Source organism: Roseateles sp. P5_E1 (assembly GCF_054049335.1).
Map to the genome: position 1 here is coordinate 1 of NZ_JBFUMN010000068.1, position 24,674 is coordinate 24,674.

Genomic DNA, 24,674 nt, shown 5'->3' on the forward strand with positions numbered 1-24,674 from the left:
GGGCGGCCCAGCGGACCTGATGGAGCGGCCCGAGGCTTATCTGACCGCCGCGCCCGTCGTGAAGCCTGTCCGCGCACTGCGCGCCGGCGTCATCACGACGATGTCGACCCGCGACCTCGGCGTGGCCATCGTCGAGCTCGGCGGYGGTCGCCGCAAGGCCGGTGACGCCATCGACATGCGTGTCGGCTTCTCGGAAGTGAGGCCGCTGGGCACGCGCGTCGCCGCGGGCGAGCCGCTGGCGCTTATCCACGCCGCGGACGACGCGGCGGCTGAGCGTGCCATCGCGTCCTATCTGGCCGCATGCACGCTGGGCGACGCCGACATCGCCGCCACGCCCATGGTCATGGCTGAGGTCGGCTGATGGAAGAGAAAGAGGATCCGCCTCGCCGCGCGATCAAGAGTTTCGTCACGCGCGCCGGCCGCATGGGCACGGGTCAGATCAAGGCCCTGGCCGAACTGGGCCCGAAGTTCGTCCTGCCCTACAAGCCCGAGCGCCTGGACGCTGAAGCCACCTTCGGCCGTAAGGCACCTCTGGTGCTGGAGATCGGCTTCGGCATGGGCGGCGCCACCGCCGACATCGCCGCGACGCTGCCCGACCATGACTTCATCGGCTGCGAGGTGCATGAGCCGGGCGTCGGCGCGCTGCTCAAGCTCATCGACGAGAAGCAGCTGACCAACATCCGCATCGTCCAGCACGATGCCGTGGAGGTGCTGCGCGACATGATCGGCCCCGACTTGCTGGCCGGCGTGCACATCTTCTTCCCCGAYCCKTGGCACAAGAAGCGYCACAACAAGCGCCGCCTGATCCAGCCTGAGTTCATCGCCAAGCTCGTGCAGCACATCGCGCCCGGCGGCTATCTGCATTGCGCGACCGACTGGCAGCCCTATGCCGAGCAGATGCTTGCAGTGCTGACGGCCGAGCCCCATCTCCTGAACACAGCGGCCGGCTATGCTGACAAGCCCGCCTACCGACCCCTCACCAAGTTCGAGGCGCGCGGCCTGAAGCTGGGCCACGGGGTCTGGGATCTGGTGTTCAGGAAGCGTTGATGACATCACCACTGCAAGGCAAGCACGTCCTGCTCGCCATGACCGGCGGCATCGCCGGCTACAAGATCGCGGAGCTGACGCGCCTGTTCGTGAAGGGCGGCGCGACGGTGCAGGTCATGATGACCGAGGCCGCCAAGCAGTTCATCACCGGGGTGACCATGCAGGCCCTGTCCGGCCGGCCGGTCTACACCAGCCAGTGGGATGCGCGTCCCGACAACAACATGGCCCACATCAACCTCAGCCGCGAGGCCGATGTGATGCTGGTGGCGCCTGCGAGTGCCGATGCCATCGCCGCGCTGGCGCAGGGCAGGGCGGACGATCTCGTCAGCCTGACGGCGCTGGCCCGCCGCATCGCTGAGTGCCCGCTGCTGGTCGTGCCGGCGATGAACCGAGAGATGTGGGCTCATCCCGCCACGCAGCGCAATGTCGCGCAGCTCAAGGCCGACGGCGCGACCGTCATCGGCCCCGCCAACGGCGACCAGGCCTGCGGCGAGATCGGCGACGGCCGCATGCTGGAGGCGCAGGAGATCTTCGACGACGTCGAGGCCTTCCTCGCGCCCAAGACGCTGCTGGGCAAGAAGCTGCTGATCACGGCCGGCCCGACCTTCGAGCCCATCGACCCGGTGCGCGGCATCACCAACCACAGCAGCGGCAAGATGGGTTTCGCCATCGCCCGCGCTGCGGCCGAGGCCGGCGCCGAGGTCACGCTGGTGGCGGGCCCAGTGCACCTGGCGACACCGCGCGGCGTGCAGCGCATCGACGTACAGAGTGCGCAGCAGATGTTCGACGCCGTGCTGCCGCTAGCCACCCACCAGCATGCATTCATCGCGACGGCAGCGGTGGCTGACTGGCGCCCCGCCCAGGCGCACGAACACAAGCTGAAGAAAGCCGAGGGCGGTGCGACCGCGCCGACCATCGCGATGGCCGAGAACCCGGACATCCTCGCCGCGGTTGCCAAGCTGCACATGCCCCCTTACTGCGTCGGCTTTGCTGCCGAAAGCGAGAAGCTCGCAGAACACGCCGACGCCAAGCGCCGCCGCAAAGGCATCCCGCTGATCGTAGCCAACCTCGGCCCGGCCACCTTCGGCCGCGACGACAACGCGCTGCTGCTCATCGACGAGCAGGGCCAGCGCGAATTGCCCCGGGCCGACAAGCTCAGCCTGGCGCGCGAGCTGATGACCGAACTCTCCAAAAGACTCTGATGACCCCGATTGATTTGCAAGTGCTCGACGCCCGCATGGCCGAGCAGATCCCTGCCTACGCCACACCCGGCAGTGCCGGCCTCGACCTGCGCGCCTGCCTGAGTGAGCCCATCACGCTCGCTCCCGGCCAGACGACGCTGATCCCTACGGGCCTGGCCATCCATATCGCCGACCCGGGCCTGGCGGCCATCATCCTGCCGCGCTCGGGTCTGGGCCACAAACACGGCATCGTGCTGGGCAACCTGGTCGGTCTGATCGACAGCGACTACCAGGGCCAGCTCATGGTCAGCTGCTGGAATCGCGGCCAGACGGAGTTCGTCATCAAGTCCTTCGAGCGCATCGCGCAGCTGGTCATCGTGCCGGTTGTGCAGGCGACCTTCCGTCGCGTCGACAGCTTCGACTCGTCCGAACGCGGAGCAGGCGGCTTCGGCTCCACCGGCAAGGCATAAGCAGGGCGCCAAGACGCGCGCACTGAACCGTATTTCGGGCCGAGCGCCGGGCCGCTCCCTAGCCGGCCCGCAAGGCGATGTGCGTGCGGCTCGATGCCGCAAGCATCGCCGTCCCCGCGGGGGACCGACCAGACTCGCCCGCGTTCAGCGGCGCGAGGCTGGTCGAGGGGCCTCAATGCAGTTGCTCGTCCGGCGGCGCGCCGGTCTGCACCATGAAGATAGGCTCGCCAACTGAACCGGCCTCGACCTCCTGCTCGGTGGCCGCGCGCACGTCCAGCAGCGTCAGGTGCATGCGCAGGCCGATGCCGGCCAGCGGGTGATTGCCGTCGAGCACGACATGCTGAGGGTAGACCTCGGTGACGGTGTAGACCACGTCCTCGGGCATGCCTTCGGTAGCGGCGCCTTCGGGCAGGCCCTCGATCTGCAGCCCGGGCTCGACGCCGTCCGGGAACAGCCCGCGGGCTTCGAAGCAGACGAGGCCGGAGTCGTAGTCGCCGAAGGCCTCCTCGGGTTGCAGTGCGAGGCTGGTCTCGAAGCCGACCTCCTGGCCCTCAAGCGCTTCCTCGACCTTGGCAAACAGGTCGTCACCCCCCAGCAGGAATTCCATGGGCTCGGCCAGCTCGTCGATGAGCTGGCCTTGGGCATCTTCGAGTCTCCAGCGCAGGGAGACAACACAGGGGCGGGTCGCTTGCATGGGAGAGATTTTCCCACACCACCCTCGGCACAATAAGGCATGCAGATTGCCTTACCCACAGCGATGCTCGCCGGCCTGAGCCCGGAGCAGTTCATGCACAAGCACTGGCAGAAGAAGCCGCTGCTCGTGCGCCAGGCCTTCAATCCCGCGCCGTCGCCGGCTTCGCTGAAGGAGCTGGCCGCGCTGGCGGCGCGCGACGATGTCGAGTCCCGCCTCGTCACTGCCTTTGATGGCGAGTGGAAGCTCAAGCAAGGCCCCATCGCGCGCCTGCCGGCGATGAGCAAACCCGGTTGGACCCTGCTGGTGCAAGGCCTGGATCAGCATTTGGCGGAAGGGCGCGCGCTGCTCGACCTTTTTCGCTTTGTGCCCGAAGCGCGGCTGGACGACCTGATGCTGTCCGTGGCCAGCGACGGCGGAGGCGTCGGTCCGCATTTTGATTCCTACGACGTCTTCCTGATCCAACTCGCCGGACAGCGCCGCTGGCGCATCGCCGCCCAGCGCGATGCCGTGCTGCGTGACGACGTGCCTCTGAAGATCATTGCCAATTTCAAGGCCGAAGAGGAATTCGTGCTGCAGCCGGGCGACATGCTCTACCTGCCGCCAGGCTGGGCGCATGACGGCGTCGCGGTCGGCTCCGGCTGCATCACCGGCTCGGTTGGCTTTCGAGCGTCGAGCGTTGAGGGTCTGGCGGCTGAGCTGCTGCCGCGACTGCTGGACGACGTCGACAGCGCCAGCAAGCTCTACGCCGACCCACGCCAGGAGGCCACCGCCGAGCCTGCCCGGGTGCCGCCTGCTTTGCTGGATTTCGCCCGCCGCGCCGTCGAAGCCTCCGTGCAGCGGCCGCAGGCGCTGGAGCGGGCTCTGGGCGAGGCGCTGACCGAGCCCAAGGCCACCGTCTGGTTCGAGCCCGGCGAACCCCTGGMGCCGGGCCGCGATGCGGTGCTCGACCGCCGCAGCCGCATGCTCTACGACGCTGCCCATGTCTTCCTGAACGGCGAGAGCTTTCGGGCTGGCGGCCGCGACGCAGCGCTGATGCGCAGCCTGGCCGACAACCGGGTGCTGGGGGCCGCCGAGGTCGCGCGCCTGTCTCCCGACGCGCGCGAGCTGCTGGACCAATGGACCGAGGATGGCTGGGTTCAGCCACAGACGCCATGAACGCACAAACTTTTGCCGGCCGGGCCGATTTCCAGCGCCTGCTCACCGAAACCCTGGCCTGGGCGGGCGCACAGGCTTGTCGTGAGCTGCACGCCTGGGACGCAGACTTCGTCGACTGGCCGCTGTCCGAAGCGGCGGCCCTGGCCGCCCTGACCATCTGGGCCCGCACCGGCCGCCAGTTGCACCTGCTGGCCCTGCAGTACGACGACGTTGTGCGCCGACACCCTCGCTTCGTCCGCTGGCGCCGTGACTTCGCGCATTGCGTGACGGCCCGGGCCGTCGAGCCGGAACTCAGACTCGAAGCGGCGCCGGCGAGCTTGCTGCTGGCTGTCGGGGCCGAGTCGACCTTGAGCCTGCGGCTTTTCGACCATCATCTATGGCGCGGCGAATTGAGCCTGGATCCGGCCGAGCGCCTGCGCGGCCTTGAATGGTTTGATGCCCTCGCACAACGCTCCAGCGACTCATTTGCGCCCACGACTTTGGGGCTCTGAGTGTTTGTGACGTGCAAACCCCTATAATCACGGGCTAGGCGAGGGAAGCGCTCGAGGTTTTCCGCGTCTTGTTCTGTCGGGGTCGGCCGTTAGTGTGCAAAAAGCACTGGCGCACGACCCCAAAATTATGGTGTGCACCGTCGTTTAAACGTTTGAGGACAAGTATGAATAAGTCGATCCTGTTGGCTTCCCTGCTGGCTGCTGCTGCTCTGACCGCTTGCAGCAAGAAGGAAGAACCCAAGGTTGAGGCCCCCGCGGTCGTGACCCCGGCTCCCGCCGCTTCTGAAGCTGCCTCGGCTGTTGCCGAAGCTGCCTCGGCTGCTGCCAGCGCTGTTGTCGACGCTGCTGCGTCCGCTGCTTCGAAGTAATCGCTTCGTCCCCACGGAAAGAGCCGTCGCTGCGCAAGCAGCGGCGGCTCTTTTCTTTTTCGCGACGCTTTGACAGGTGTTGCGAGCGCGATTACAAAACTTTGCCTGATGCGGTCGCGCCGCCCGGCTCAGTTCAGCACCACCCAGTCCAAACCCAGGGTTGGATGGGCAATGCGAATATCTGATTCCACCTCGCCGAGAATTTCGGCCAACGCGGCGCGCGCCAGTTCGGGCGTGTTGTTGTGTTCGCTGAGATGGGCTGCGGCCACAGTCTTCAAACCGGTATGCAGGCAGCGAGCCAGCAGATCGGCCGCCGCGGCATTCGACAGATGGCCGTGGCTGCCCAGAATGCGCTTTTTCAACGCCGGGTGATACGGCCCGGTGCGCAGCATGCCCTCGTCGTGGTTGCATTCCAGCAGCAGCGCCTGGCAGCCAGCCAGCGCTTCGGCCACGCTTGCTGGTGCGCAGCCCAGGTCGGTGACAAGCCCCAGGCGCAGCGCGCCGTCGCCTAGCACCAGTTGCAGCGGCTCATTGGCGTCGTGCGGCACCGAGAAGGGTCGCAAATCCATGTCGCCCAACGCCATGGCTTCGCCGTCCTTGGCGATGCGCAGCAAAGCGGGATCGAAGTCGGCGCTGCCAACCGCCCGCCAGGTGCCACGGCTCATGACCAGCGGGATGCGGTAGCGCATCGCGAAGGCGAGTGCGCAACCGATGTGGTCGCCGTGCTCGTGAGTGATGAAGACGGCGTCGACATCCTCGGGCGCGCTGCCGGCGCGGGCGAGGCGTTTGACGAGTTCGCGGACGCTGAAGCCGGCATCGACGAGCAACCGCGTGCTCGTGATGCCCTGGCTGGCCTCAATCAGGGTTGAGTTGCCTCCGCTGCCGCTGCCGAGGCTGCAAAAGCGCATCACGCGAACGCTCCTGTGAGCATTGCAGCGGGAAACGGGCGGTTCATCGAGGCAACCTGATCTTCACCGAGTGGCTCCAGCAGATCCGGCTTTGCCGGGCTGCTTGGAGCGCCCCTTGGAGGGGCCGGCGAAGCCGGTAGGGGTGGTCTTATTTCAGGTCGTCCATCAGCAACGACAGAATGCGCTTGGCGTTGTCGTCGGAAATGGCCTGACCGCGGTCGTCCAGCACACGCACCGTGCTCTTGACACCGTCTGCCTTGACCGAAACGCGATAGCGCATCGGCGCGGCAGCCTTGGCGCCGAACAGGCGCTGGAAGAAGTTGGGTTCGTCCTTGCCAGCCTGCTCGGGGTCGGCGTAGCGCAGATAGAAGAGGCCAGCAGCGCGGTCACGGTCCTCGATGGTGAAGCCATGACGGTCCAGCGACAGGCCGACACGGCGCCAGGCGCGGTCGAACCCATCATTGACGGCAAGGCTGTCAGGCACTTCGGACAGCGGGCGGCGGGCGCGTGGGGCGTCGCCGCCGACCTTGATCGTGCTCGGCGTCGTGGCTGCGGCGGGCGAGCCCGCTTCGGCGACGATGGCCTTGGCAGCGTCTTCCTTGCCGCCGAGCTTGAGCATCAGGCGCGACAGCATCTCGGCTTCGAGATACGGGTCGGCCGGGCGGTTCTGCCAGGCGGTCGAATCACGGCCTTGGGAGGTGTAGATCTCCTGCATGCCGCGGTGGCTGATGAAGATGTCGGTGCCGCTTGTGCCTCGTTCGACACGGGTGCGGTACATGTCGCGCTCGCCGGTGGAGTACAGGCCGTCGAAGACCTTGCCGATGGTGGAGCGGATGAAGTCCTGCGGCAGCTTGGCGCGGTTCTCGCCCCAGTTGGTCTCCATGACACCGACCTCGGGCTGCTCCTTGACGACTTCAAGGCCGCGTTCCTGCCAGAAGGTGCGGATCTGCGGCCAGAGCTGCTCGGGCGAAGCCGAGGTGTGCAGCCAGCGCTCGGCGCCGCTGCGCTCGAGGCGAACATCGCCAACCGCATTGGCGGCGACGCTGCCGGAGACCAGCGACTGGGCGTTGGTCGAATTCGCGGGCTTGACCGCCGACAACGCCGAGGCGGTGATGGAGCCGCCCTGCACTTGAGCGCGGTTGTCCTTGGCCAACTGGGTCAGGTCGGGCGGGACGTCCAGACCCTGGGTCTGGCGCGAAGCGGCGCGGTAGTCGACCTTGTCCGTCGAGAACATGCTGTCGATGGTGCTGCAGCCGGCGAGGGACAGGACAAAGGCCGTGCAGGCCAGACGGGTCGCCGACGGGCGAAGCGAGCAAATCGGGGAAAGGGACGTCACGCTGGAGATCTCCGAGGGAACTGGTTGCCCGCTTGAAACGGGCAGCCGCGCATTAGACCAGAGGCTCAGAGCAGTCCGGCTTCAACCATTGCCTCGCCGACGCTGGCCTGGCCGGCAGCCGTCAGCGGCGTGATTGGCAGGCGCAGCGCACCGCCGCAGCGGCCCAGGCGCGACAGCGCCCACTTCGCCGGGCCGGGGCTGGGCTCGCAGAACAGCTGCTTGTGCAGACCGAGCAGCTTGAAATGGACCTTGCGCGCCTCGACGGCGTTGCCGTCGATGGCCAGGCGGCAAAGTTCAGCCATCAACTCCGGCGCGACATTGGCCGTCACGCTGACGTTGCCGTGGCCGCCGAGCAGCATCAGCGCGACCGCCGTGCCGTCGTCGCCCGAGTAGACGTGGAAGCCCGCCGGGGCGTGCTTGATCAGATAGGCCGCGCGCTCAATATTGCCGGAGGCTTCCTTGACGCCGAAGACGCCGGGCAGGCCGGCGCAACGCAGCGTCGTCTCAGGGGCCATATCGGCAACAGTCCGGCCAGGCACGTTGTAGAGCATCATGGGGATGTCCACGGCCTCGGCGATGGCCTTGAAGTGCTGGTAGATGCCTTCCTGCGAGGGCTTGTTGTAGTAGGGCACGACCGACAGCGTGCAGTCCGCGCCGACCTCCTTGGCATAGCGGCTCAGCTCGATGGCTTCGGCGGTGGAATTGGCGCCGGTGCCAGCCAGGATGGGGATGCGGCCCTTGGCATGCTCGACCGCGACGCGAATGATTTCGCGGTTCTCTTCCATGCTGACCGTGGGCGACTCACCGGTCGTGCCGACGACGCCGACGCAGGCGGTGCCGGACTCGACATGCCAGTCGATCAGGCGGCGCAGGGCGGGGTAGTCGATGCTGCCGTCCTCGTTCATCGGGGTGACGAGGGCGACGATGCTGCCGAGGATGGGCTTCATGGTGGGAATTTCTTAAGGAATCTGGCGATTTTAGGCTGCCGGCGACGGCCGCATGGCCGCAACGCGTTGGACAAAGCGCGGCGATGTTTCGATTCCGGCTCCGTCCTCGAACAGGTCTTCGTAAGCCACGATGCGCCACCCCTCGCAGACGCGCAGCAACTCGCCCCGCTGCAGCAGGAAGTCGGGCCGGGACGGCCTGCCGAGGGTCTGCTGGCCGTCGGCGAAGGTTTCCCAGATCAGCCAGCCGCCAGGCCTGACCGCAGCGCGGATGTCATCGAACAGCGGCCGCCAGAGGTAGTTGCAGACGACGACCAGGTCGAATTCGCGATCCGGCAGCGGCCAAGGGCCGTTCTCGATGTCGGCGTTGATGATCTCGGCCAGGTCTTGCAATGGCGCAGTGGCGGCCGCGTCACGGTCGATGCCCGTGACCTGCCAGCCGGCGTCCACCAGCCAATGCAGGTTGCGTCCAGACCCGCAGGCCACGTCCAGGGCCGCACCGGGCGGCGTCGGCGCCAGGCGCTGCAACCAGGCAGAGGGCCGGCCACTCATCCGAAGCAGGCCCAGATCTGCTCGCTGAGCTGGACCATGACGGCCGGGTGGCGGTAGGCCAGGACGGTGAGCGCCAGCACGGCGACGGCCAGCGTCGGCCAGAGCCAGCGGCCGGGCTTCATGCCGGCTGAGCCCTCAGGATGGGCGTCTCACGCACTGGCAAGTTGGCCAGCATGGCCATGACACCGAGCCCGATGGCGAGATACCAGACGACGTCGTAGCTGCCGGTCGCGTCGTAGAGCTTGCCGCCCAGCCAGACGCCCAGGAAGCTGCCAATCTGGTGGCTGAAGAACACGAAGCCGCCCAGCATGGACAGGTGCTGGGCGCCGAAGATCTGCGCGACGACGGCGTTCGTCGGTGGCACGGTCGACAGCCACAGGAAGCCGATGACCGCGGCGAAGATGTAGACGCTCAGCGGCGTCAGTGGCACCGAGATGAAGGTCACGATGGCCACGGCGCGCAGTCCGTAAATGGCTGACAGCAGATAACGTTTGGGAAAGCGCTGGCCCAGCATGCCGGCCGCATACGTGCCGAAGATATTGAACAGGCCGATCAGCATCAGTGCGCCGGTGGACACGCCGATGCCCAGGCCGTGGTCCTTCAGGTAACTCGGCAGATGCACGCCGATGAAGACGACCTGGAAGCCGCAGACGAAGTAGCCCAGCATCAGCAGCTGGAAGCTGCGGTAGCCGAAGGCTTCGCGCAGCGCCTGGCCAATGCTCTGGTGGGCGCCGCTGAAGGCCGCCACATTGCGCTCGCGCACGCCAAGCGCGAGCGGCACGATCAACAAGGCCGCGCCGGCCAGCAGCCACAAGGCGCCCTGCCAGCCGAGATGGCTGATCAGCCAGGTCTCGATGGGGATCATGACGAACTGGCCGAAGGAGCCTGCCGCGGCCGCGACGCCGAAGGCCCAGGAGCGCTTCTCCGGCGACACCGTGCGGCCCAGCACGCCGTAAATGACGGCGTAGGTGGAGCCCGATTGCGCGATGCCGATCAGCACGCCGGCACCGAGGGTGAAGCTCAGTGGGTGGCTGGTGACGGCCATCAGCAGCAGGCCGCAGGCATACGTCAGGCCACCGGCGATCAGTACCTTCCAGGCGCCGAAGCGGTCGGCCAGCATGCCGGCGATCGGCCCGGCGATGCCCCAGGACAGGTTCTGCACCGCCATCGCGAAGGAGAAGGTCTCGCGCGTCCAGCCCCGCTCCGTGATGATGGGCTGCAGCCAGAAGCCGAAGCCGTGGCGGATGCCCATCGACAGCGTGACGATCATGGCACCGCACAGCAGCACCTGTTGGACGGACAAACCGGTGGAAGCGGGGCGGGGGGTGTTCATGCGGCGACTGTAATCAGCGCTGTTTGGCCTTGCTGGGCGTCTTGGCTTTGCCGCCTTTTTTCTTCGCGGCAGCCTTCTTCGGCGGGTCGGCGGTCGAGGTGCTGGCTTGGGAGCTGGCCGCCGCCACGTCGGCCAGTCGGGTTAGCAGCCTGCCTTGCTTGACGCGCAACAGCGGCATGTCGATCGTGGCCAGGTCGGTCAGCGGGTCGGCGCCCAGCACCAGGAAGCTGGCCTCGCAGCCGGGGTCGAAGCAGCCGAGCTTGCGGCCCGGGAAAAGCGCCAGCGGCGTGTCGCGCGTGGCCAGCCGCAACAGCGTCGCACGGTCCAGGCCGAGGTCGTCCAGCGCGTGCAGCTCGGCCCGGCCGGTGCCGACGAAGACGTCGGAGCCGATGAGCAACTGCACGCCGGCCGCCTGCAGTCTTGCGAGGTTGGCGCGCTGCACGTCCCTCAGCGCGGCCAGGGTTGCGGCGTCGAGCTTGAAGAGAGCGGTGGCGGCCGTCGTCGTGATGACGGCGGTGTGCTGACGCGCGGCCTGGGCGGCGGCGGCCTCGCTGATGGCGAAACGCTCGGGCGCCTCGTCCAATGTGTTGGCATAACCGGGCAGGTGGGCGATGGCGTCGACACCAGCGGCCAGTGCGGCATCAAAGTCGGCTGCAGTTTCCACATGGGCGACGACGCGGCGGCCGTCCGCGCGCGCCAGCCGGGTCAGCGCGTTGGCGGTCTCGGGCGTCAGGCCCAGGCGGCCAAACATCTCCGGTCGGCCGCGCAGCTCGGGGCGCTCGCTGTGCGCCAGCACGATGCGCAGCCAGTTGCCGCCGCGGGCCTTGATTGCGGGCCATTGGGCCAGCGCCTGCTCGGGGCTGTCGACGAGGACGATCTGCTTCTGCGCTGCGGCCGCCTCGGCGCTGGGTTCGGGCAGCACGGCCGCCAATGGGTAGCCGTCGCTGGATGTGATGCAGGCGGTCACGAAGCTGACGTCCGGTGCCGCGGGCGTGGCGGTCAGCGGCTTGACCTCGGCGACGCCGGCCGGGTCGCCACACAGCATGGCGGCGTAGAACACGCCTTCGTCCAGATACGTCTGCGCGTACTGGCCCCAGCCCCAAGCAGTCTGCAGATTGTGGTTGTGCGCCTCGGCCAGCGGGTTGATCAGGACTTGCTGGCCGTGGATGTCCATCTTGCGGTTGACCTTGGCCGGTTTCCTGGCGACGAAGACGCCGTTTTCGACGTAAAGGCTGCCGCGCTGGATCTTCTGACCGTCGAACCAGCGCGCGTTCTTCAGTTCCCAAGACAGCGGGGCGCTGGCTTGGTAGGGCGGTTGGGAGGGGCCTTGCGCCTGTGCGAGTCCACAGGCCAGCAGCAAAAAGGCAGTCAGGAATCTCAAGCTCGAACACTCGCTCTTCGGGGGCCGCGAATCCTAGCCCGAGCGCGTCCATAGAATCCCGCCCCTATGTCGAGCCGTCCGTCTTCCTCTCCCGCCGCTGCACCTGCCGCTTATGGCGAAGCTTCCATCCGCGTTCTCAAGGGCCTGGAACCCGTCAAGCAGCGGCCGGGCATGTACACCCGCACCGAAAACCCGCTGCACTGCATCCAGGAAGTCATCGACAACGCCGCCGACGAGGCGCTGGGCGGTTTTGGCAAGCGCATCGACGTGACCTTGCATGCCGATGGCTCGGTGTCAGTCGCCGACGACGGCCGGGGCATTCCCTTCGGCCTGCACCCGGAAGAAGGCGTGCCCGTCGTCGAGATCGTCTTCACGCGGCTGCATGCCGGCGGCAAGTTCGACAAGGGCTCGGGCGGCGCCTACAGCTTCTCCGGCGGCCTGCACGGCGTGGGCGTGTCGGTGACCAATGCATTGGCCAAGCGGTTGGAAGTGGCCGTGTGGCGCGACAAGCAGGTGGCTGGCATCGCCTTCGAGCACGGCGACGTGAAGCAGCAGGTCGTCACCCGCCCCGCTGCCAGCGGTGACCGCAAGCAGGGCACGACGGTGCGCGTCTGGCCCGAGGCCAAGTACTTCGAGAGCGCCGAGCTGCCCAAGCACGAATTGGTGCACTTGCTGCGCTCCAAGGCCGTGCTGATGCCCGGCGTGACCGTCACACTGAAGATCGAGAAGACCGGCGAGACGACCACCTGGCTCTACAAGGCCGGCCTGCGCGACTATCTCGCGCAGTCGCTCAACAGCGACCCGTTGATCCCGCTGTTCGAGGGCGAGGGCTTTGCCACCGCCGGCGAGAGCGAGAACTTTGCCGAAGGCGAGGGCGCCGCCTGGTGCGTGGCCTTTACCGAGGACGGCGCACCACTGCGCGAGAGCTATGTGAACCTGATCCCGACGGTCGCCGGCGGTACGCACGAGTCGGGCCTGAAGGACGGCCTGTTCGGCGCGGTCAAGGGCTTCATCGAGATGCACTCGCTGCTGCCCAAGGGCGTCAAGCTGATGCCTGACGACGTGTTCTCGCGCGCCAGCTTCGTGCTGTCCGCCAAGGTGCTGGACCCGCAGTTCCAGGGCCAGACCAAGGAGCGCCTGAACTCGCGCGACGCGCTGCGCCTGGTGTCGGCGTACGTGAAGCCGGCCCTGGAGCTGTGGCTGAACCACCATGTGGACCATGGCAAGAAGCTGGCCGACCTGGTCATCAAGCAGGCACAAACTCGGCAACGCGCCAGTCAGAAAGTTGAAAAACGAAAAGGCTCCGGCGTGGCCGTGCTGCCCGGCAAGCTGACCGACTGCGAAAGCCGCGACCTGCTGCACAACGAGGTCTTCCTCGTCGAGGGCGACTCTGCCGGCGGCAGCGCCAAGATGGGCCGCGACAAGGAGACGCAGGCCATCCTGCCGCTGCGCGGCAAGGTGCTGAACTCCTGGGAGGTCGAGCGCGACCTGCTGTTCAAGAACAACGAGATCCACGACATCTCGGTCGCGCTGGGCGTGGACCCGCACGGCCCCAACGACACGCCGGACCTCTCCGGCCTGCGCTACGGCAAGGTCTGCATCCTGTCGGACGCCGACGTCGACGGCTCCCACATCCAGGTGCTGCTGCTGACGCTGTTCTTCCGCCATTTCCCCAAGCTGGTCGAGACCGGGCACGTGTTCGTTGCCCGTCCGCCGCTGTACCGCGTCGATGCGCCGGCGCGGGGCAAGAAACCCGCTGCCAAGCTCTATGCGCTGGACGACGGTGAGCTGACCGCGACGCTGGACAAACTGCGCAAGGAGGGCGCGCGGGAAGGCTCGTGGAGCATCAGCCGCTTCAAGGGCCTGGGCGAGATGAACGCCGAGCAGCTGTGGGACACGACGTTGAACCCCGAGACACGGCGCCTGTCGCGCGTGGAATACGGGCAGCTCGACTTCGGCGCGACGGTGGACGCCTTCAACAAGCTGATGGGCAAGGGCGAGGCCGCCTCGCGCCGCGAGCTGATGGAGCTGCACGGCGACACGGTCGAGATTGACGTTTGAGCCCCCCAAGCTAGGGGGCGGGGTGACTCTCTGTTGACGCGGGTGATGGGCGGCGAAGAATGGCGCCCACCCTATTCAAAGGAGCTGCCATGCGTCAGCACAAGTTTGCGATCCGCGCCGTCGTTCTCTGCCTCGGTGCCGCCGCCATGTCGGCGGCCCTCGCCGCGCCCAAGGACGAAGTCGAGCTCATCGTTGGCCATAAGGTCAACGGCGGTGGCGCTGTGCGCGCCGAGGTCGGTCGCGGTGGCGGTCGCGTCGTCGAGGACTTGTCCGAGATCGACGCCCTCGTCGTCAGCATGCCGCGCGGCGCCGCCAAGGCACTGGCCCGCCACGCCCAGGTCGATTTCGTCGATGAACCGGTCGAGCGTCACATCCTCGGCAATCGCAGCATCCGCGTCGCCGGCTCGCAGGCCCAGGTCGCGCCCTACGGCATTGCGATGGTGCAGGCCGATCAGCTTTCCGACGCCCAGGCCGGCAACCGGCGTGTGTGCATCGTCGACTCGGGCATCAATGGCACCCACGAGGATTTGGCCGGCATCCCGATGACGGGCCAGAACTTCACCAAGTCCGGCGCCTGGAACACGGACGAAAACTCTCACGGCACCCATGTGGCCGGCACGATCGCGGCGCTGAACAACGCGGTCGGGGTCGTCGGCGTGGCGCCGTCGGGCCGCCTGAACCTGCATATCGCCAAGGTCTTCGACGCCAGCGGCAGCGCCAGCGACGCGGTGATCTCGCGTGCCATGTTGGGTTGCGGGCGCGCCGGCGCCAACGTCATCAGCATGTCGCTGGGTGGCGCCACCGGCAGCCGCACCGAGGCGCGCACCGTGGCCAAGCTGGCCAGCCAGGGCATCCTGCTGGTCGCGGCAGCCGGCAACGAAGGTGACAACACGCTGTCCTACCCAGCCGCCTTCGCCGAGGTCGTGTCGATTGCAGCTGTCGACGCCAACAAGCTCGTTGCCAGCTTCTCGCAGTTCAACGCTGACGTCGAGCTCGCCGCCCCCGGTGTGGCCGTGCTGTCGACCGTGCCGGCCTACAGCCAGACAGGCGCCTCGTTGACCGTCGCTGGCGGCAGCTTCACCGTGCAGTCCATGGACGGTTCACCCCGCAGCAGCGCCAGCGGTTCACTGGCCGACTTCGGCCTTGGCAGCGCCGCCACGCCGGGCAGCATGAACGGCAAGGTCTGCCTGATCCAGCGCGGCACCATCGCCTTCGCCGACAAGGTGCTGAACTGCCAGAGCAGCGGCGGCGTCGGTGCGGTCATCTACAACAACACGACGGGCGACCTGCTCGGCACATTGGGTGAGACCGTGACGACCATCCCGTCCGTCGGGGCCACCCAGGCAGACGGCGCGACCCTGCTGGGCCAGCTCGGCCAGTCGGCCAGCGTCGCCGTCTTCGGCCTGCCCGACCTGTACGCCAGCTACAGCGGCACGTCGATGGCGACGCCCCATGCATCCGCCGTTGCGGCCCTGGTGTGGAGCCTGCATGCCGGTTGCACGGCCACGCAATTGCGTGCGTCGCTGAACAAGAGCGCGCTGGACCTTGGCGCCCCCGGCCGTGACGACTACTACGGTAACGGCCTCGTGCAGGCCAAGGCAGCGCACGACCGCATCGCCGCGCTGGGCTGCGGCAACTGAGCAGGCGCCCCGGCGCCGGGGACAGAGTCAAAGCGCGGCACAATCCCGCGCCGTGATGACCGCCCCCGCCCCCGCCATTTGCCAATGCCCCGCGACGCTGCCCGCCGGGTGGAGCCGCGCTCAGCCGAGCGGATCGGGGGCCTGATGCAGACGGTCTTCAACGCCGGGCACGCGCTGCACGCGGCCACGCACGAGTTCTTCCGCGGCCGGCTGGTGCCGGCCTTCGAGGTCCCGGCGCGCGCCGACTACATCCTGCAGGCGGTGAGGGCTGCGGGCCTGGGTGAGGTGCTCGCGCCGGTCGACCACGGCCGCGCGCCGCTGGAGCGTGTGCATTCAGCGCGCTACCTGGATTTCATCGAGGGCGCGCACGCCGAGTGGCTCTCCACCGGTGGCGAGGGCGATGCCTTCCCGGCCGTGTGGCCGGTGCGTTCGTTGCGCAGTGACCTCGAGCCGATAAGTTTCGCGGCCCGCATGGGCCTGTATTCGATGGACAGTGGCACGCCGCTGACGGCCGGCAGCTGGGCTGCGGCCCATGCCGGCGCGCAGGCGTCGCTGACCGCACTCGATTTGGTGTTGGCCGGTGAGCGCTCGGCCTATGTGCTGACGCGCCCTCCTGGCCATCACGCCGGCGCCGACTTCTTCGGCGGCTACTGCTTCATCAACAACGCCGCCGTTGCCGCGCAGGCTGCACGCGACGCGGGCCTGGCTCGTGTGGCCATCCTGGACGTGGATTACCACCACGGCAACGGCACCCAGGCCATCTTCTACGACCGCGCCGACGTGTTCTTCGCCAGCCTCCACGGTGACCCGCGCACCGAGTACCCGTTCTTCCTCGGTCATGCCGACGAGACCGGCGCAGGCGAGGGCGTCGGCTTCAATGCCAACTTCCCGCTGCCGGTGGGCGTGGACAACGACGACTGGTTCGCTGCACTGGACGCGGCGCTCGCGCGGCTGACAGCCTTCAAGCCCGATCTGCTCATCGTCTCCCTCGGCGTGGACACCTATGGCGGGGACCCGATCTCGCACTTCAAGCTGGACGAGCCCGAGTTCCGCCGCATGGGCCAGCGCCTGGCTGCGTTCGGCGCGCCGACGTTGTTCATCCAGGAAGGCGGCTACGCGACCGAGGCCATCGGCCGCAACGTCGTCGCCGTGCTGGCTGGGTTCGAGACTGAATGACGACCCCCACGTTCGCTCCGCTCACTGCCCCCCGAGGGGGCTGGACCTCCCTTGGGGCGGCCCGGCGGGAGGTCCCATGAGCCTGCGCCTGCGCCCAACCATGCTGTCCGACCTCGACTGGGTCGTCTCGGTCGAGCGCGACGGTACCAACCTGCCCTTCATCACGCCCTGGGAGCGCCCGCAGCACGAAGGCGCCATCCGCTTTCCCGACTCACGCCACTTCATCCTTGAAGAAGGTGACGAACTGGAACGCATCGGCTTTGTCATCCTGCAGGGCTGCCGCAACCCGAACGGCTCGGTCGAGCTGAAGCGCCTGGTGCTGCAGGCCAAGGGCCGCGGCCTGGGGCGCTCGGCCGTACGCCAGCTCAAGGCCATGGCTTTCACGCAGCTGAAATCCCATCGCTTCTGGCTGGACGTGACGGCGCTGAACACGCGCGCCCTCGAGCTGTATCGCAGCGAAGGCTTTGTCGAGGAAGGCCGGCTGCGTGAGAGCGTGCGCGTGACGACCGATGGTGCCGACGGCTATGACTCGCTGATCGTCATGTCGCTGCTGGACCGCGAATTCCAGGCGCGCGTGGCCCTCGGGCTGGAGGCCGCATGAAGCCATGGCTGTTCCTGCTGCTGGCCGGCCTGGCACTGCCGGTGCATGCCGAGCTGTGGGGCTATGTCGACTCAGCCGGCATGGCCCACTTCGCGCCRCGCCAACTCGACGCGCGCTATGCCCCCGTGCTCGGCAGCGTCGGCATGAAGCGCGTGCCGGGCAAGACGGACGCGGGCCTGGCGCTGCTGAACTGGCTGGACATCGCTCCCGAAGTGAAGGCCGTCCAGCCTTGGGTGCGCGAGGCCGCCGCCCAGCACGGCGTGGACGCCGACCTGCTGAAGGCCATCATTGCGGTCGAGTCCGGCTACCAGCGCAACGCCGTGTCCCCGCGCGGCGCAACGGGCCTGATGCAGATCACGCCCGAAACGGCCAGCCGCTACGCCTCGCCTGCCGAGGCGGCGCGCTTGATCGAGCCCCGTATCAACATTCACACCGGCGCCCGCATGCTGGCCGATCTGATGCGCCGCTTTGGCCGCATCGACGCAGCCTTGGCGGCCTGGAATGCCGGCGAAGGCGCCGTGCGCCGGGCCGGCAACCGCGTGCCCGACATCGATGAAACCCAGGCCCACGTGCATCTCGTCCTCGAGTTGTACTGGGCCCTGCTGCAGCAGAGCCAACCGGCCCGCGCGCAGCGTTTGACCTTGCATCCATGAGTTCCCAGACCCCCATCGACTTCAACCCGCCCACCGACGACGGTGGCGACAACACGCTGACGCTGGGCGCTTACGCCCAGCAGGCCTATCTCGAATACGCGCTCAGCGTCGTCAAGGGACGCGCGCTGCCGTCCTATGCCGACGGGCAAAAGCCCGTGCAACGCCGCATCCTCTACGCGATGCAGCGCCTGGGCCTGGGCTGGAGCGGCAACTCCGGTGCCAAGCCCGTCAAGGGCGCCAAGGTCGTCGGCGACGTGCTCGGTAACTTCCACCCGCATGGCGACCAGTCGGTCTATGACGCGCTGGTGCGCATGGCGCAGGACTTTTCGCTGCGCTACCCGCTGATCGACGGCCACGGCAACTTCGGCAGCCGCGACGGCGACGGCGCTGCGGCGATGCGCTACACGGAAGCGCGCCTGGCGCCCATCGCCCGCCTGGTGCTGGACGAGATCGACGAAGGCACGGTGGACTTCCGCGCCAACTACGACGGCACCACGCAGGAACCGGTCGAGCTGCCGGCGCGCCTGCCCTTCGTGCTGCTGAACGGTGCCAGCGGTATCGCCGTGGGCCTGGCCACCGAGATTCCCAGCCACAACCTGCGTGAGGTGGCCGCTGCGGCCGTGGCGCTGCTGAAGGACGACAAGCTCTCCGACGAAGCGCTGTTCGATCTGATCCCCGGCCCGGACTTCCCTGGCGGCGGCCAGCTGATCAGCGCGCCTGAGGACATCCGCGCGGCCTACACCTCGGGCAGGGGCAGCCTGAAGGTGCGTGCCCGCTGGAAGATCGAGGATCTGGCGCGCGGCCAGTGGCAGCTCGTCGTCACCGAGTTGCCGCACGGCACCAGCGCGCAGAAGGTGCTGGAAGAGATCGAGGAGCTGTCCAACCCCAAGGTCAAGGCTGGCAAGAAGACACTGTCGGCCGACCAGTTGCAGCTCAAGGCCAGTCTGCTGGCGGTGCTGGACGGCGTGCGCGACGAGTCCAGCAAGGACGCGGCCGTGCGCATCGTCTTCGAGCCCAAGAGCCGCACCGTCGAGCAGCAGGACCTGATCAACACGCTGCTGGCCCACACCAGCCTGGAGAGCAGCGCGCCCGTCAACATGACGATGATCGGCGCCGACGGGCGGCCGACACAGAAGAGCCTGCGCCAGGTGTTGGCCGAGTGGGTGGGCTTCCGCCAGACGACGGTGCGCCGCCGCACCGAGCATCGCCTGGCCCACGTCAACGACCGCATCCATGTGCTCGAAGGCCGGCAGCTGGTGCTGCTGAACATCGACGAGGTCATTCGCATCATTCGCGAGTCCGACGAGCCCAAGGCCGCGCTGATCGAGCATTTCAAGCTCAGCGACCGTCAGGCGGAAGACATCCTTGAAATCCGCCTGCGTCAATTGGCACGGCTGGAGGCCATCAAGATCGAGCAGGAGCTGTCCAAGCTGCGCGATGAGCGCACGAAGCTGGAAGACATCCTCGGCTCCACCTCGGCGCTGCGCCGCACCGTCATCAAGGAGATCGAGGCTGACGCCAAGCAGTTCGGCGACGACCGCCGCACGCTGATCCAGGCCGACAAGCGCGTCGTTGCCGAAGTGAAGATCGTCGACGAGCCGGTCACCGTCATCGTCAGCCAGAAGGGCTGGGTGAGGGCGCTCAAGGGCCACGAGGTCGACATCGCCGCCCAGACCTTCAAGGCCGGCGACACGCTGTGGGGGGCTTTCCGCTGCCGCAGCGTCGATCCCCTCATCGTGGTCGGCAGCAACGGCAGGGTCTATTCCGTCCCCATCTCGACCTTGCCCGGTGGCCGTGGCGACGGCCAGCCCATCACGACCATGATCGAGCTGGAGACGGGCAGCCAGATCGCCCATTACGTTGCCGGTGCACCGAACCAGCGCCTGGTGTTTGCCGGTTCGACCGGCTATGGCCTGATCGCCCAGATCGGCGACCTGGTCGGGCGCCAGAAGGCCGGCAAGACCTTCCTTGCGCTTGACGACGGCGAGCTGCCGCTCCTGGCCGCAGTGCCTAACGACGCAGTCGCTCTCCAGCTTGGCGTGCTGAGCGCCCAGGGGCGTCTTTTGAGCTTCCCGCTGGATGAACTCAAGCACCAGCCCAAGGGCGGCAAGGGTCTGATGCTGATGGACCTGGAGGCCAAGGACAGCGTGGCGTCCATCGCCTGCTTCACGACCCAGTTGCGCGTGCTCGGCAGCGGCCGCGGCGGCAAGCCGCGCGAGGAATTGCTGAAGAACCAGTCCTTGGCTGCCCACGCTGGCAAACGCGCCCGCAAGGGCAAAGCGGTGGACGGCCTGCAGAAGGTCGCGCGCCTGACGGCCGAATAAGGTGCATGCGCTCAGAAAAGGTGACAGCCGGCCGTGACTTGGTGCACATCTGACAAAGCTTAGGGCGGCGTTTACAAGTTGCTACAAACCCGGCCCGTGATGTCCCTAGTGCAAGGGGTATGCAGGCGATTCAACAGTCTTCGCTGCACTGCACAATGGTTTCCGGCGGTTGTGCTTGACCGTCCAAAGTCAGGAGCTACGCAATGAAATTGAAAAACCTCGCCGCCGCATCCGTGGTGGCTCTAACCGCGCTCAGCAGCCAAGCTGCTTCCTTCAACTGGGGGGCGCATGATGCGTTTGAAGTCGGTGGCAACACCGTCTCTGGCGCCGTGTTCGACACCTTTTCGTTCTCGCTTGGTACCAGCAGCACGCTGACCAGCAGCGTGATCGCCAATCCCGGCAGTTTCTTGGGTTCGGCTTACACGCTGTACTCCTCAGGAGCTGACCACATGGTTGGTGGCGGTGACGATTCCTTTGTGGGCGCTTGGGGATTTAACACCGCAAACACCGTGGCGCTGGGTTCGGGCAGCTACTACTACTCCGTCCTGGGTGGCGCTACCGGCTCGTCCACATACGCCATCAGCTCTGTCGCGGCTGCGGTGCCGGAACCCGAAACCTACGCCCTTCTGGGTGCAGGCCTGGGCGTCATCGGCTTCCTCGCCTCGCGTCGCCGCCGCGATTCCTGATCGCGGTTGAACTGCCTGCGCGCTCCCAACGGCGCGCAGGCAGCTCACGACCCGTACAGCCCTGGTCATCCTGATCCAGGGCTTTTTCATGGGCGTCTCAAACTCGATCGACTAAGGGGTGGCCGCTGCGGCGCCGATGTGGCGCTCCAGGAAGCGCTCCACGCGGCCCCAGAAGTCCACGCTCGTCTCCAACGAGCGCCAGCCATGGCCCTCGTTGGGGTACACCACCCATTCCAGGCTTCGATGGCCTGCGGCTTCCAGGGCCTTTTTCATGTCGACGCCCTGCTGGACCTCAACGCGGCGGTCCTCGGCGCCATAGGCCATCAGCAGCGGCTGCTTGATCTTGGCGGCGAGCTTGACGGGCGCATTGGTGGCCAGCATCTCCGCGTCGTTCACCGGGTCGCCGACCAGCAGCTTGAGGTCGTGTTCGGCCCACATGCTCTGAATGTCGGTGTGGCTGCGGCTGAACAGCGAGGCCGGGTCGGTAACCCCCGCCCACTCGAAGCCGCAGCGGAAGAGCTCCGGGTTGCGCACCAAGCCCATGAGCGTGGCGTAGCCGCCGTAGCTGGCACCGGCGACGCAGATGCGCTTGGGGTCGGCGAGCCCTTTGTCGACGGCCCATTGGGCGGCGTCGGCGAGGTCGGCCTGCATGGCCTGGCCCCATTGCTTGCGGCCAAGGTTTTCATGGTGCTCTCCGTAACCCTCGCTGCCCCGGAATTCCGGCTCGATGACGAGGTAACCGCGGTTGGCGAGGAATTGCGCCATGTCGTTCCAGTACCAGTGATTGCCCCGCACCCAGGGGCCGCCGTGCACGAGCACGACCGCTGGACGCGAGGCGGCCGCACCGAGCGGCTTGGTCAGTTGCACGGGCATGGCCAGGCCGTCGCGGGTCTTCACGCGCAGAACCTCGCGCTCCGCCATGTCGGCGGCACGTACGGACGGACGCGACCGGAACAGCATCTTCAGCTGGCGGCTGTCGCGGTCATAGGCGTAAATGATTTCAGGCTGGCGGTCGGATGCGGCGTGGATCAGCACGCGCTTGTCCTTCAGGCAGTCGCGGCAGCTGATGGCGTTGACGGTGGCGGGTAGCAGCTTGTCGATCTCGGCCTGCAGGGCCTTCATGTCCTTGTCGAACCAGGCGGTGTCAGCGGCATCGGCCTCGTAGCGCAGGCCGATCAGCCGGCCGCTGTCGCGGTCCAGCACCGGGTGGCCGGTCCAGTCGTAGCCACGGATGGAGAGCAGGGTCTGGCGGCTGTCGCCCATCGCGCTGAGGCGCTGCACGATGCGGATGTCGCCCTTGGACTCGGCCGCGTCATGGCCGGCCACGAGCAGGTCACCGCCCGGCAGGCGCGCCAGCGGCATCGGCATGGGGTCGATGTTGCGGCGGCCGGAACGCCAGAGCTTCCAGGACCGGGTCTCGGCGTCGAAGAGATGCACGCCGAAGCCCGCGCCCTCCATCGTGATGCAGGCCTGCGGCTGGCCCTTGCCGTCCACCAGCCACTCGGCCACGCGGTTGGGCACGTTGTCGGTAACCAGCGTCAGCTTGCCCGTGCGCGTGTTGAGCCGGCCCAGCACCTCGTGGCTGAACTCGCCGTTCTCGTCCCAGGTGTAGCGCTGCACCATGACGTCGTCGCTGTCGTCGTCCAGCGCGCGCAGCAACCGCCAGTTCCAGGGCAGCAGTTTGTCAACGGCTTCCTTGATGCGCGTGCCGGTCTGGGCCTGGCCGGGGTTGATGTTGAAGCGCGTGGAGATCAGCTGCGTCACCTCGCCGCTGCGCACGTCCAGCACCCAGAGGCCCGTGGAGACTGGCGTGTCGCGCAGTTCGTGGCGCTGCCAGGCCTGAAAGACCAGCCGGTTGGGATTGAGCCAGTGGACGCTGGCGACGTCGAGCCGGTCCACGGCTGCGACGACGTCGGTGGGACTGTCGTCGTCTACCCGAGCCAGCGCGAGCTTGGTGCGCTCGCCAGGGCGGTTGACGAGGACGGCGACGCGGCTCTGGTCAGGCGACAGCACGGCGCGCTCGAAAGCCGGCGGCCTGAAGAAGGCCTCGATGGGTAGCTTGGGCGCCTGGGCGCCGGCGAGTGCAGACGACAACAGGGCCAGCGTGACGCTGGCCTGCGCGATGATTCTCATGACTTCTCCCTGAAAACGGGGCCGAAGCCTACTCGACCCGCAACGGTAATGTGCCCTTGCGGGCGTCAATCATCGAAGCCTGGGAAGAGCCGGCTCGGGAACACCATGCTCTGCGTCGTGCGAACGACCACACCGTCCTTGAAGTGGACGTTGAAGCGCAGGCCATAGCCCGCCTGGTCGGGCTCGATGGTCCAGTCCCAGACGTCTTCGCCGCTGAGGCGGAAGAACACGCGCGTGCGCTCGCGGCCGAGGATTCGGCTGACCTGTTCGGGCGTCATGCCCGGCTCGATGCGGGCGCGGCCGGCAGGGGAGAGGCCGTCCTCGATGCGGACCAGCCGGCCATCGGTGGCCAGGCGAACCATGTAGCTGTGCCGGCCCATAGGCTGGCTCGAATATTCGAATGTCCGGCCGCCGTCAGCCTCGGGCCAGGTGCGCACCGGCTGGCCATAGAGTGCGATGACGTCCATCTCGCCGCTGACGCCGGGCTTCAGCCGCGCATCGCGATCCGGCGTCGCGCAGCCGGTGAGCAGTGCGGCGCAGAGAGCGAGGGCGGCGAGTCGCATGGCGATATTCAACGCTGGGCCAGGGCCCTCGCGCAGTCGCTGACGAGGCCCGGGCCCTTGTAGATGAGGCCGGTGTAGACCTGCACAAGGTCGGCACCGGCGGTGATTTTGGCGCGCGCGTCGGCACCGCTCATGACGCCGCCCACACCGATGATGGGATAGCCCGCCGGCAGGGCTGCGCGCAGCAGGCGAATGACGCGGTTGCTGGCCTCGAAGACCGGGGCGCCCGACAGGCCACCCATCTCGTTCGCATAGGGCAGGCCCTTGACGGCGTCGCGCGCGATCGTCGTGTTCGTGGCGATGACGCCGTCGATGCCGTTGGCCTTCAGCGTCTGGGCGATGACGGCAACCTGGTCTTCCTCCAGATCGGGCGCGATCTTGACGAACATCGGCACGCGCCGACCGCTCTGGCTGTCGAGCTGTTGCTTGCGCTGCTGCAGCGTGCCCAGCAAGGCACCCAGTGCTTCGTCGCTCTGCAGCGCGCGCAGGTTCTTGGTGTTGGGGCTGGAGATGTTGACGGTGATGTAGTCGGCATGCGGATGCACGCCCTCCAGGCCGAGCAGATAGTCGTCCGCCGCGTTCTCGATGGGTGTGGCGGCGTTCTTGCCGATGTTCAGGCCGAGGATGCCGCCGGCCTTGCGGAAGCTGTGGGCGCGCTTCACGTTGGCGATGAAGCTTGCGAGCCCCTCGTTGTTGAAGCCCAGGCGGTTGATCAGCGCGTTGGCTTCGGGCAGGCGGAACATGCGCGGCTTGTCGTTGCCCGGCTGGCCTTTGGGCGTCACGGTGCCGACCTCGATGAAACCGAAGCCCATCGCGCCCAGGCCGTCGATGCAGCGGCCGTTCTTGTCCAGGCCGGCGGCCAGGCCGATGCGGTTCGGGAAGCGCAGGCCGGCGATGGTGACCGGATCGCTGATGCGTTCGCCGCACCAGAGCAGTTGCGCGGGCGTGTTCTGCAGCTTCGCGATGCTGTTCAGCGT

24 protein-coding genes and 1 pseudogene are annotated in these 24,674 nt (G+C 67.4%); 14 read left to right on the top strand and 11 right to left on the bottom strand.

The features are described from left to right. From ACXJKJ_RS27175 to dut, 4 genes and pseudogenes are all read left to right on the top strand, one after another. A pseudogene (locus tag ACXJKJ_RS27175) lies at positions 1–361 on the top strand (thymidine phosphorylase); the annotation flags it as partial. Continuing rightward, positions 361–1,047 (top strand): tRNA (guanosine(46)-N7)-methyltransferase TrmB, encoded by a 687-nt coding sequence (trmB, locus tag ACXJKJ_RS27180; protein WP_457393964.1) that lies wholly within the window; start codon positions 361–363, stop codon positions 1,045–1,047. The pseudogene ACXJKJ_RS27175 and the gene trmB, both read left to right, overlap by 1 nt. Beyond that, positions 1,047–2,249 carry a bifunctional phosphopantothenoylcysteine decarboxylase/phosphopantothenate--cysteine ligase CoaBC gene (gene coaBC, locus ACXJKJ_RS27185; RefSeq protein ID WP_457393966.1) on the top strand — a complete coding sequence of 401 codons (1,203 nt, stop codon included), beginning with the start codon at positions 1,047–1,049 and terminating at the stop codon, positions 2,247–2,249. The genes trmB and coaBC overlap by 1 nt, the downstream gene beginning before the upstream one ends. Beyond that, positions 2,249–2,698 (top strand): dUTP diphosphatase, encoded by a 450-nt coding sequence (gene dut, locus ACXJKJ_RS27190; protein WP_457393968.1) that lies wholly within the window; start codon positions 2,249–2,251, stop codon positions 2,696–2,698. The genes coaBC and dut overlap by 1 nt, the downstream gene beginning before the upstream one ends. 172 nt (positions 2,699–2,870) lie before the next feature. On the opposite strand, the gene ACXJKJ_RS27195 is transcribed toward dut, so the two are convergent. Beyond that, a complete protein-coding gene (locus tag ACXJKJ_RS27195; protein ID WP_056196109.1) occupies positions 2,871–3,392 on the bottom strand; it encodes an FKBP-type peptidyl-prolyl cis-trans isomerase in 522 nt (173 codons plus the stop codon). A gap of 39 nt (positions 3,393–3,431) precedes the next feature. On the opposite strand from ACXJKJ_RS27195, the gene ACXJKJ_RS27200 reads away from it, so the two are divergent. From ACXJKJ_RS27200 to ACXJKJ_RS27210, 3 genes are all read left to right on the top strand, one after another. Further along, a complete protein-coding gene (locus tag ACXJKJ_RS27200; RefSeq protein ID WP_457393971.1) occupies positions 3,432–4,547 on the top strand; it encodes a JmjC domain-containing protein in 1,116 nt (371 codons plus the stop codon). After that, complete coding sequence (locus ACXJKJ_RS27205; protein WP_457393973.1) at positions 4,544–5,038, top strand: hypothetical protein; 495 nt, start codon at positions 4,544–4,546, stop codon at positions 5,036–5,038. Before ACXJKJ_RS27200 ends, ACXJKJ_RS27205 begins: the two co-directional genes overlap by 4 nt. A gap of 164 nt (positions 5,039–5,202) precedes the next feature. Beyond that, complete coding sequence (locus ACXJKJ_RS27210; protein ID WP_082532587.1) at positions 5,203–5,406, top strand: hypothetical protein; 204 nt, start codon at positions 5,203–5,205, stop codon at positions 5,404–5,406. 128 nt (positions 5,407–5,534) lie between these two features. Here the strand turns inward: ACXJKJ_RS27210 and ACXJKJ_RS27215 are convergent, their stop codons facing one another. The 7 genes from ACXJKJ_RS27215 to ACXJKJ_RS27245 all read right to left on the bottom strand — a co-directional run bounded on the left by ACXJKJ_RS27215 (position 5,535) and on the right by ACXJKJ_RS27245 (position 11,860). Beyond that, positions 5,535–6,314 (bottom strand): MBL fold metallo-hydrolase, encoded by a 780-nt coding sequence (locus tag ACXJKJ_RS27215; RefSeq protein ID WP_457393976.1) that lies wholly within the window; start codon positions 6,312–6,314, stop codon positions 5,535–5,537. 148 nt (positions 6,315–6,462) lie between these two features. After that, complete coding sequence (gene bamC, locus ACXJKJ_RS27220) at positions 6,463–7,650, bottom strand: outer membrane protein assembly factor BamC (protein WP_235531938.1); 1,188 nt, start codon at positions 7,648–7,650, stop codon at positions 6,463–6,465. Between the two features lie 65 nt (positions 7,651–7,715). Further along, positions 7,716–8,597, bottom strand: a complete 882-nt coding sequence (gene dapA, locus ACXJKJ_RS27225) for a 4-hydroxy-tetrahydrodipicolinate synthase (protein ID WP_457393979.1) — start codon at positions 8,595–8,597, stop codon at positions 7,716–7,718. 30 nt (positions 8,598–8,627) lie between these two features. Beyond that, positions 8,628–9,146 (bottom strand): class I SAM-dependent methyltransferase, encoded by a 519-nt coding sequence (locus ACXJKJ_RS27230; protein ID WP_457393982.1) that lies wholly within the window; start codon positions 9,144–9,146, stop codon positions 8,628–8,630. Beyond that, entirely contained in the window at positions 9,143–9,268 is a 126-nt protein-coding gene (locus tag ACXJKJ_RS27235) for a hypothetical protein (protein ID WP_268795250.1), read from the bottom strand. The genes ACXJKJ_RS27230 and ACXJKJ_RS27235 overlap by 4 nt, the downstream gene beginning before the upstream one ends. Beyond that, positions 9,265–10,479: an MFS transporter gene (locus ACXJKJ_RS27240; RefSeq protein ID WP_457393985.1), complete on the bottom strand. Its 1,215-nt coding sequence runs from the start codon at positions 10,477–10,479 to the stop codon at positions 9,265–9,267. The genes ACXJKJ_RS27235 and ACXJKJ_RS27240 overlap by 4 nt, the downstream gene beginning before the upstream one ends. A gap of 13 nt (positions 10,480–10,492) precedes the next feature. Beyond that, positions 10,493–11,860: an amidohydrolase family protein gene (locus ACXJKJ_RS27245; protein ID WP_457393987.1), complete on the bottom strand. Its 1,368-nt coding sequence runs from the start codon at positions 11,858–11,860 to the stop codon at positions 10,493–10,495. Positions 11,861–11,926: 66 nt separating this feature from the next. Here ACXJKJ_RS27245 and ACXJKJ_RS27250 point away from each other — a divergent pair, with 66 nt between their 5' ends. The 7 genes from ACXJKJ_RS27250 (at position 11,927) to ACXJKJ_RS27280 (ending at position 21,001) form a co-directional block, all read left to right on the top strand. Next, the gene (locus tag ACXJKJ_RS27250; protein WP_457393989.1) at positions 11,927–13,921 is read left to right on the top strand and encodes a DNA topoisomerase IV subunit B; all 1,995 of its coding nucleotides are present in this window, start codon (positions 11,927–11,929) and stop codon (positions 13,919–13,921) included. A gap of 89 nt (positions 13,922–14,010) precedes the next feature. Next, on the top strand, positions 14,011–15,561 hold the full coding sequence (locus ACXJKJ_RS27255) for a S8 family serine peptidase (RefSeq protein ID WP_056196133.1): 1,551 nt from the start codon (positions 14,011–14,013) through the stop codon (positions 15,559–15,561). 144 nt (positions 15,562–15,705) lie between these two features. Beyond that, positions 15,706–16,737 carry a histone deacetylase family protein gene (locus ACXJKJ_RS27260; protein ID WP_457393999.1) on the top strand — a complete coding sequence of 344 codons (1,032 nt, stop codon included), beginning with the start codon at positions 15,706–15,708 and terminating at the stop codon, positions 16,735–16,737. Positions 16,738–16,813: 76 nt separating this feature from the next. After that, positions 16,814–17,338, top strand: a complete 525-nt coding sequence (locus tag ACXJKJ_RS27265) for a GNAT family N-acetyltransferase (RefSeq protein ID WP_457356593.1) — start codon at positions 16,814–16,816, stop codon at positions 17,336–17,338. Next, complete coding sequence (locus ACXJKJ_RS27270) at positions 17,335–17,991, top strand: lytic transglycosylase domain-containing protein (RefSeq protein WP_457356592.1); 657 nt, start codon at positions 17,335–17,337, stop codon at positions 17,989–17,991. Before ACXJKJ_RS27265 ends, ACXJKJ_RS27270 begins: the two co-directional genes overlap by 4 nt. Further along, positions 17,988–20,315, top strand: a complete 2,328-nt coding sequence (gene parC / locus ACXJKJ_RS27275; RefSeq protein ID WP_457393992.1) for a DNA topoisomerase IV subunit A — start codon at positions 17,988–17,990, stop codon at positions 20,313–20,315. Before ACXJKJ_RS27270 ends, parC begins: the two co-directional genes overlap by 4 nt. Before the next feature lie 203 nt (positions 20,316–20,518). Further along, the gene (locus ACXJKJ_RS27280) at positions 20,519–21,001 is read left to right on the top strand and encodes an FxDxF family PEP-CTERM protein (RefSeq protein WP_056196142.1); all 483 of its coding nucleotides are present in this window, start codon (positions 20,519–20,521) and stop codon (positions 20,999–21,001) included. A 111-nt stretch (positions 21,002–21,112) separates the two neighbouring features. Here ACXJKJ_RS27280 and ACXJKJ_RS27285 read toward each other — a convergent pair whose 3' ends face one another. From ACXJKJ_RS27285 to ACXJKJ_RS27295, 3 genes are all read right to left on the bottom strand, one after another. Continuing rightward, entirely contained in the window at positions 21,113–23,134 is a 2,022-nt protein-coding gene (locus ACXJKJ_RS27285) for an alpha/beta hydrolase family protein (protein WP_056196144.1), read from the bottom strand. A gap of 65 nt (positions 23,135–23,199) precedes the next feature. After that, entirely contained in the window at positions 23,200–23,697 is a 498-nt protein-coding gene (locus ACXJKJ_RS27290) for an outer membrane protein assembly factor BamE (protein WP_457393994.1), read from the bottom strand. An 8-nt stretch (positions 23,698–23,705) separates the two neighbouring features. Continuing rightward, positions 23,706–24,674, bottom strand: a 969-nt coding sequence (locus ACXJKJ_RS27295; RefSeq protein WP_457393996.1) for a quinone-dependent dihydroorotate dehydrogenase, incomplete at its 5' end; no start/stop codon positions are given.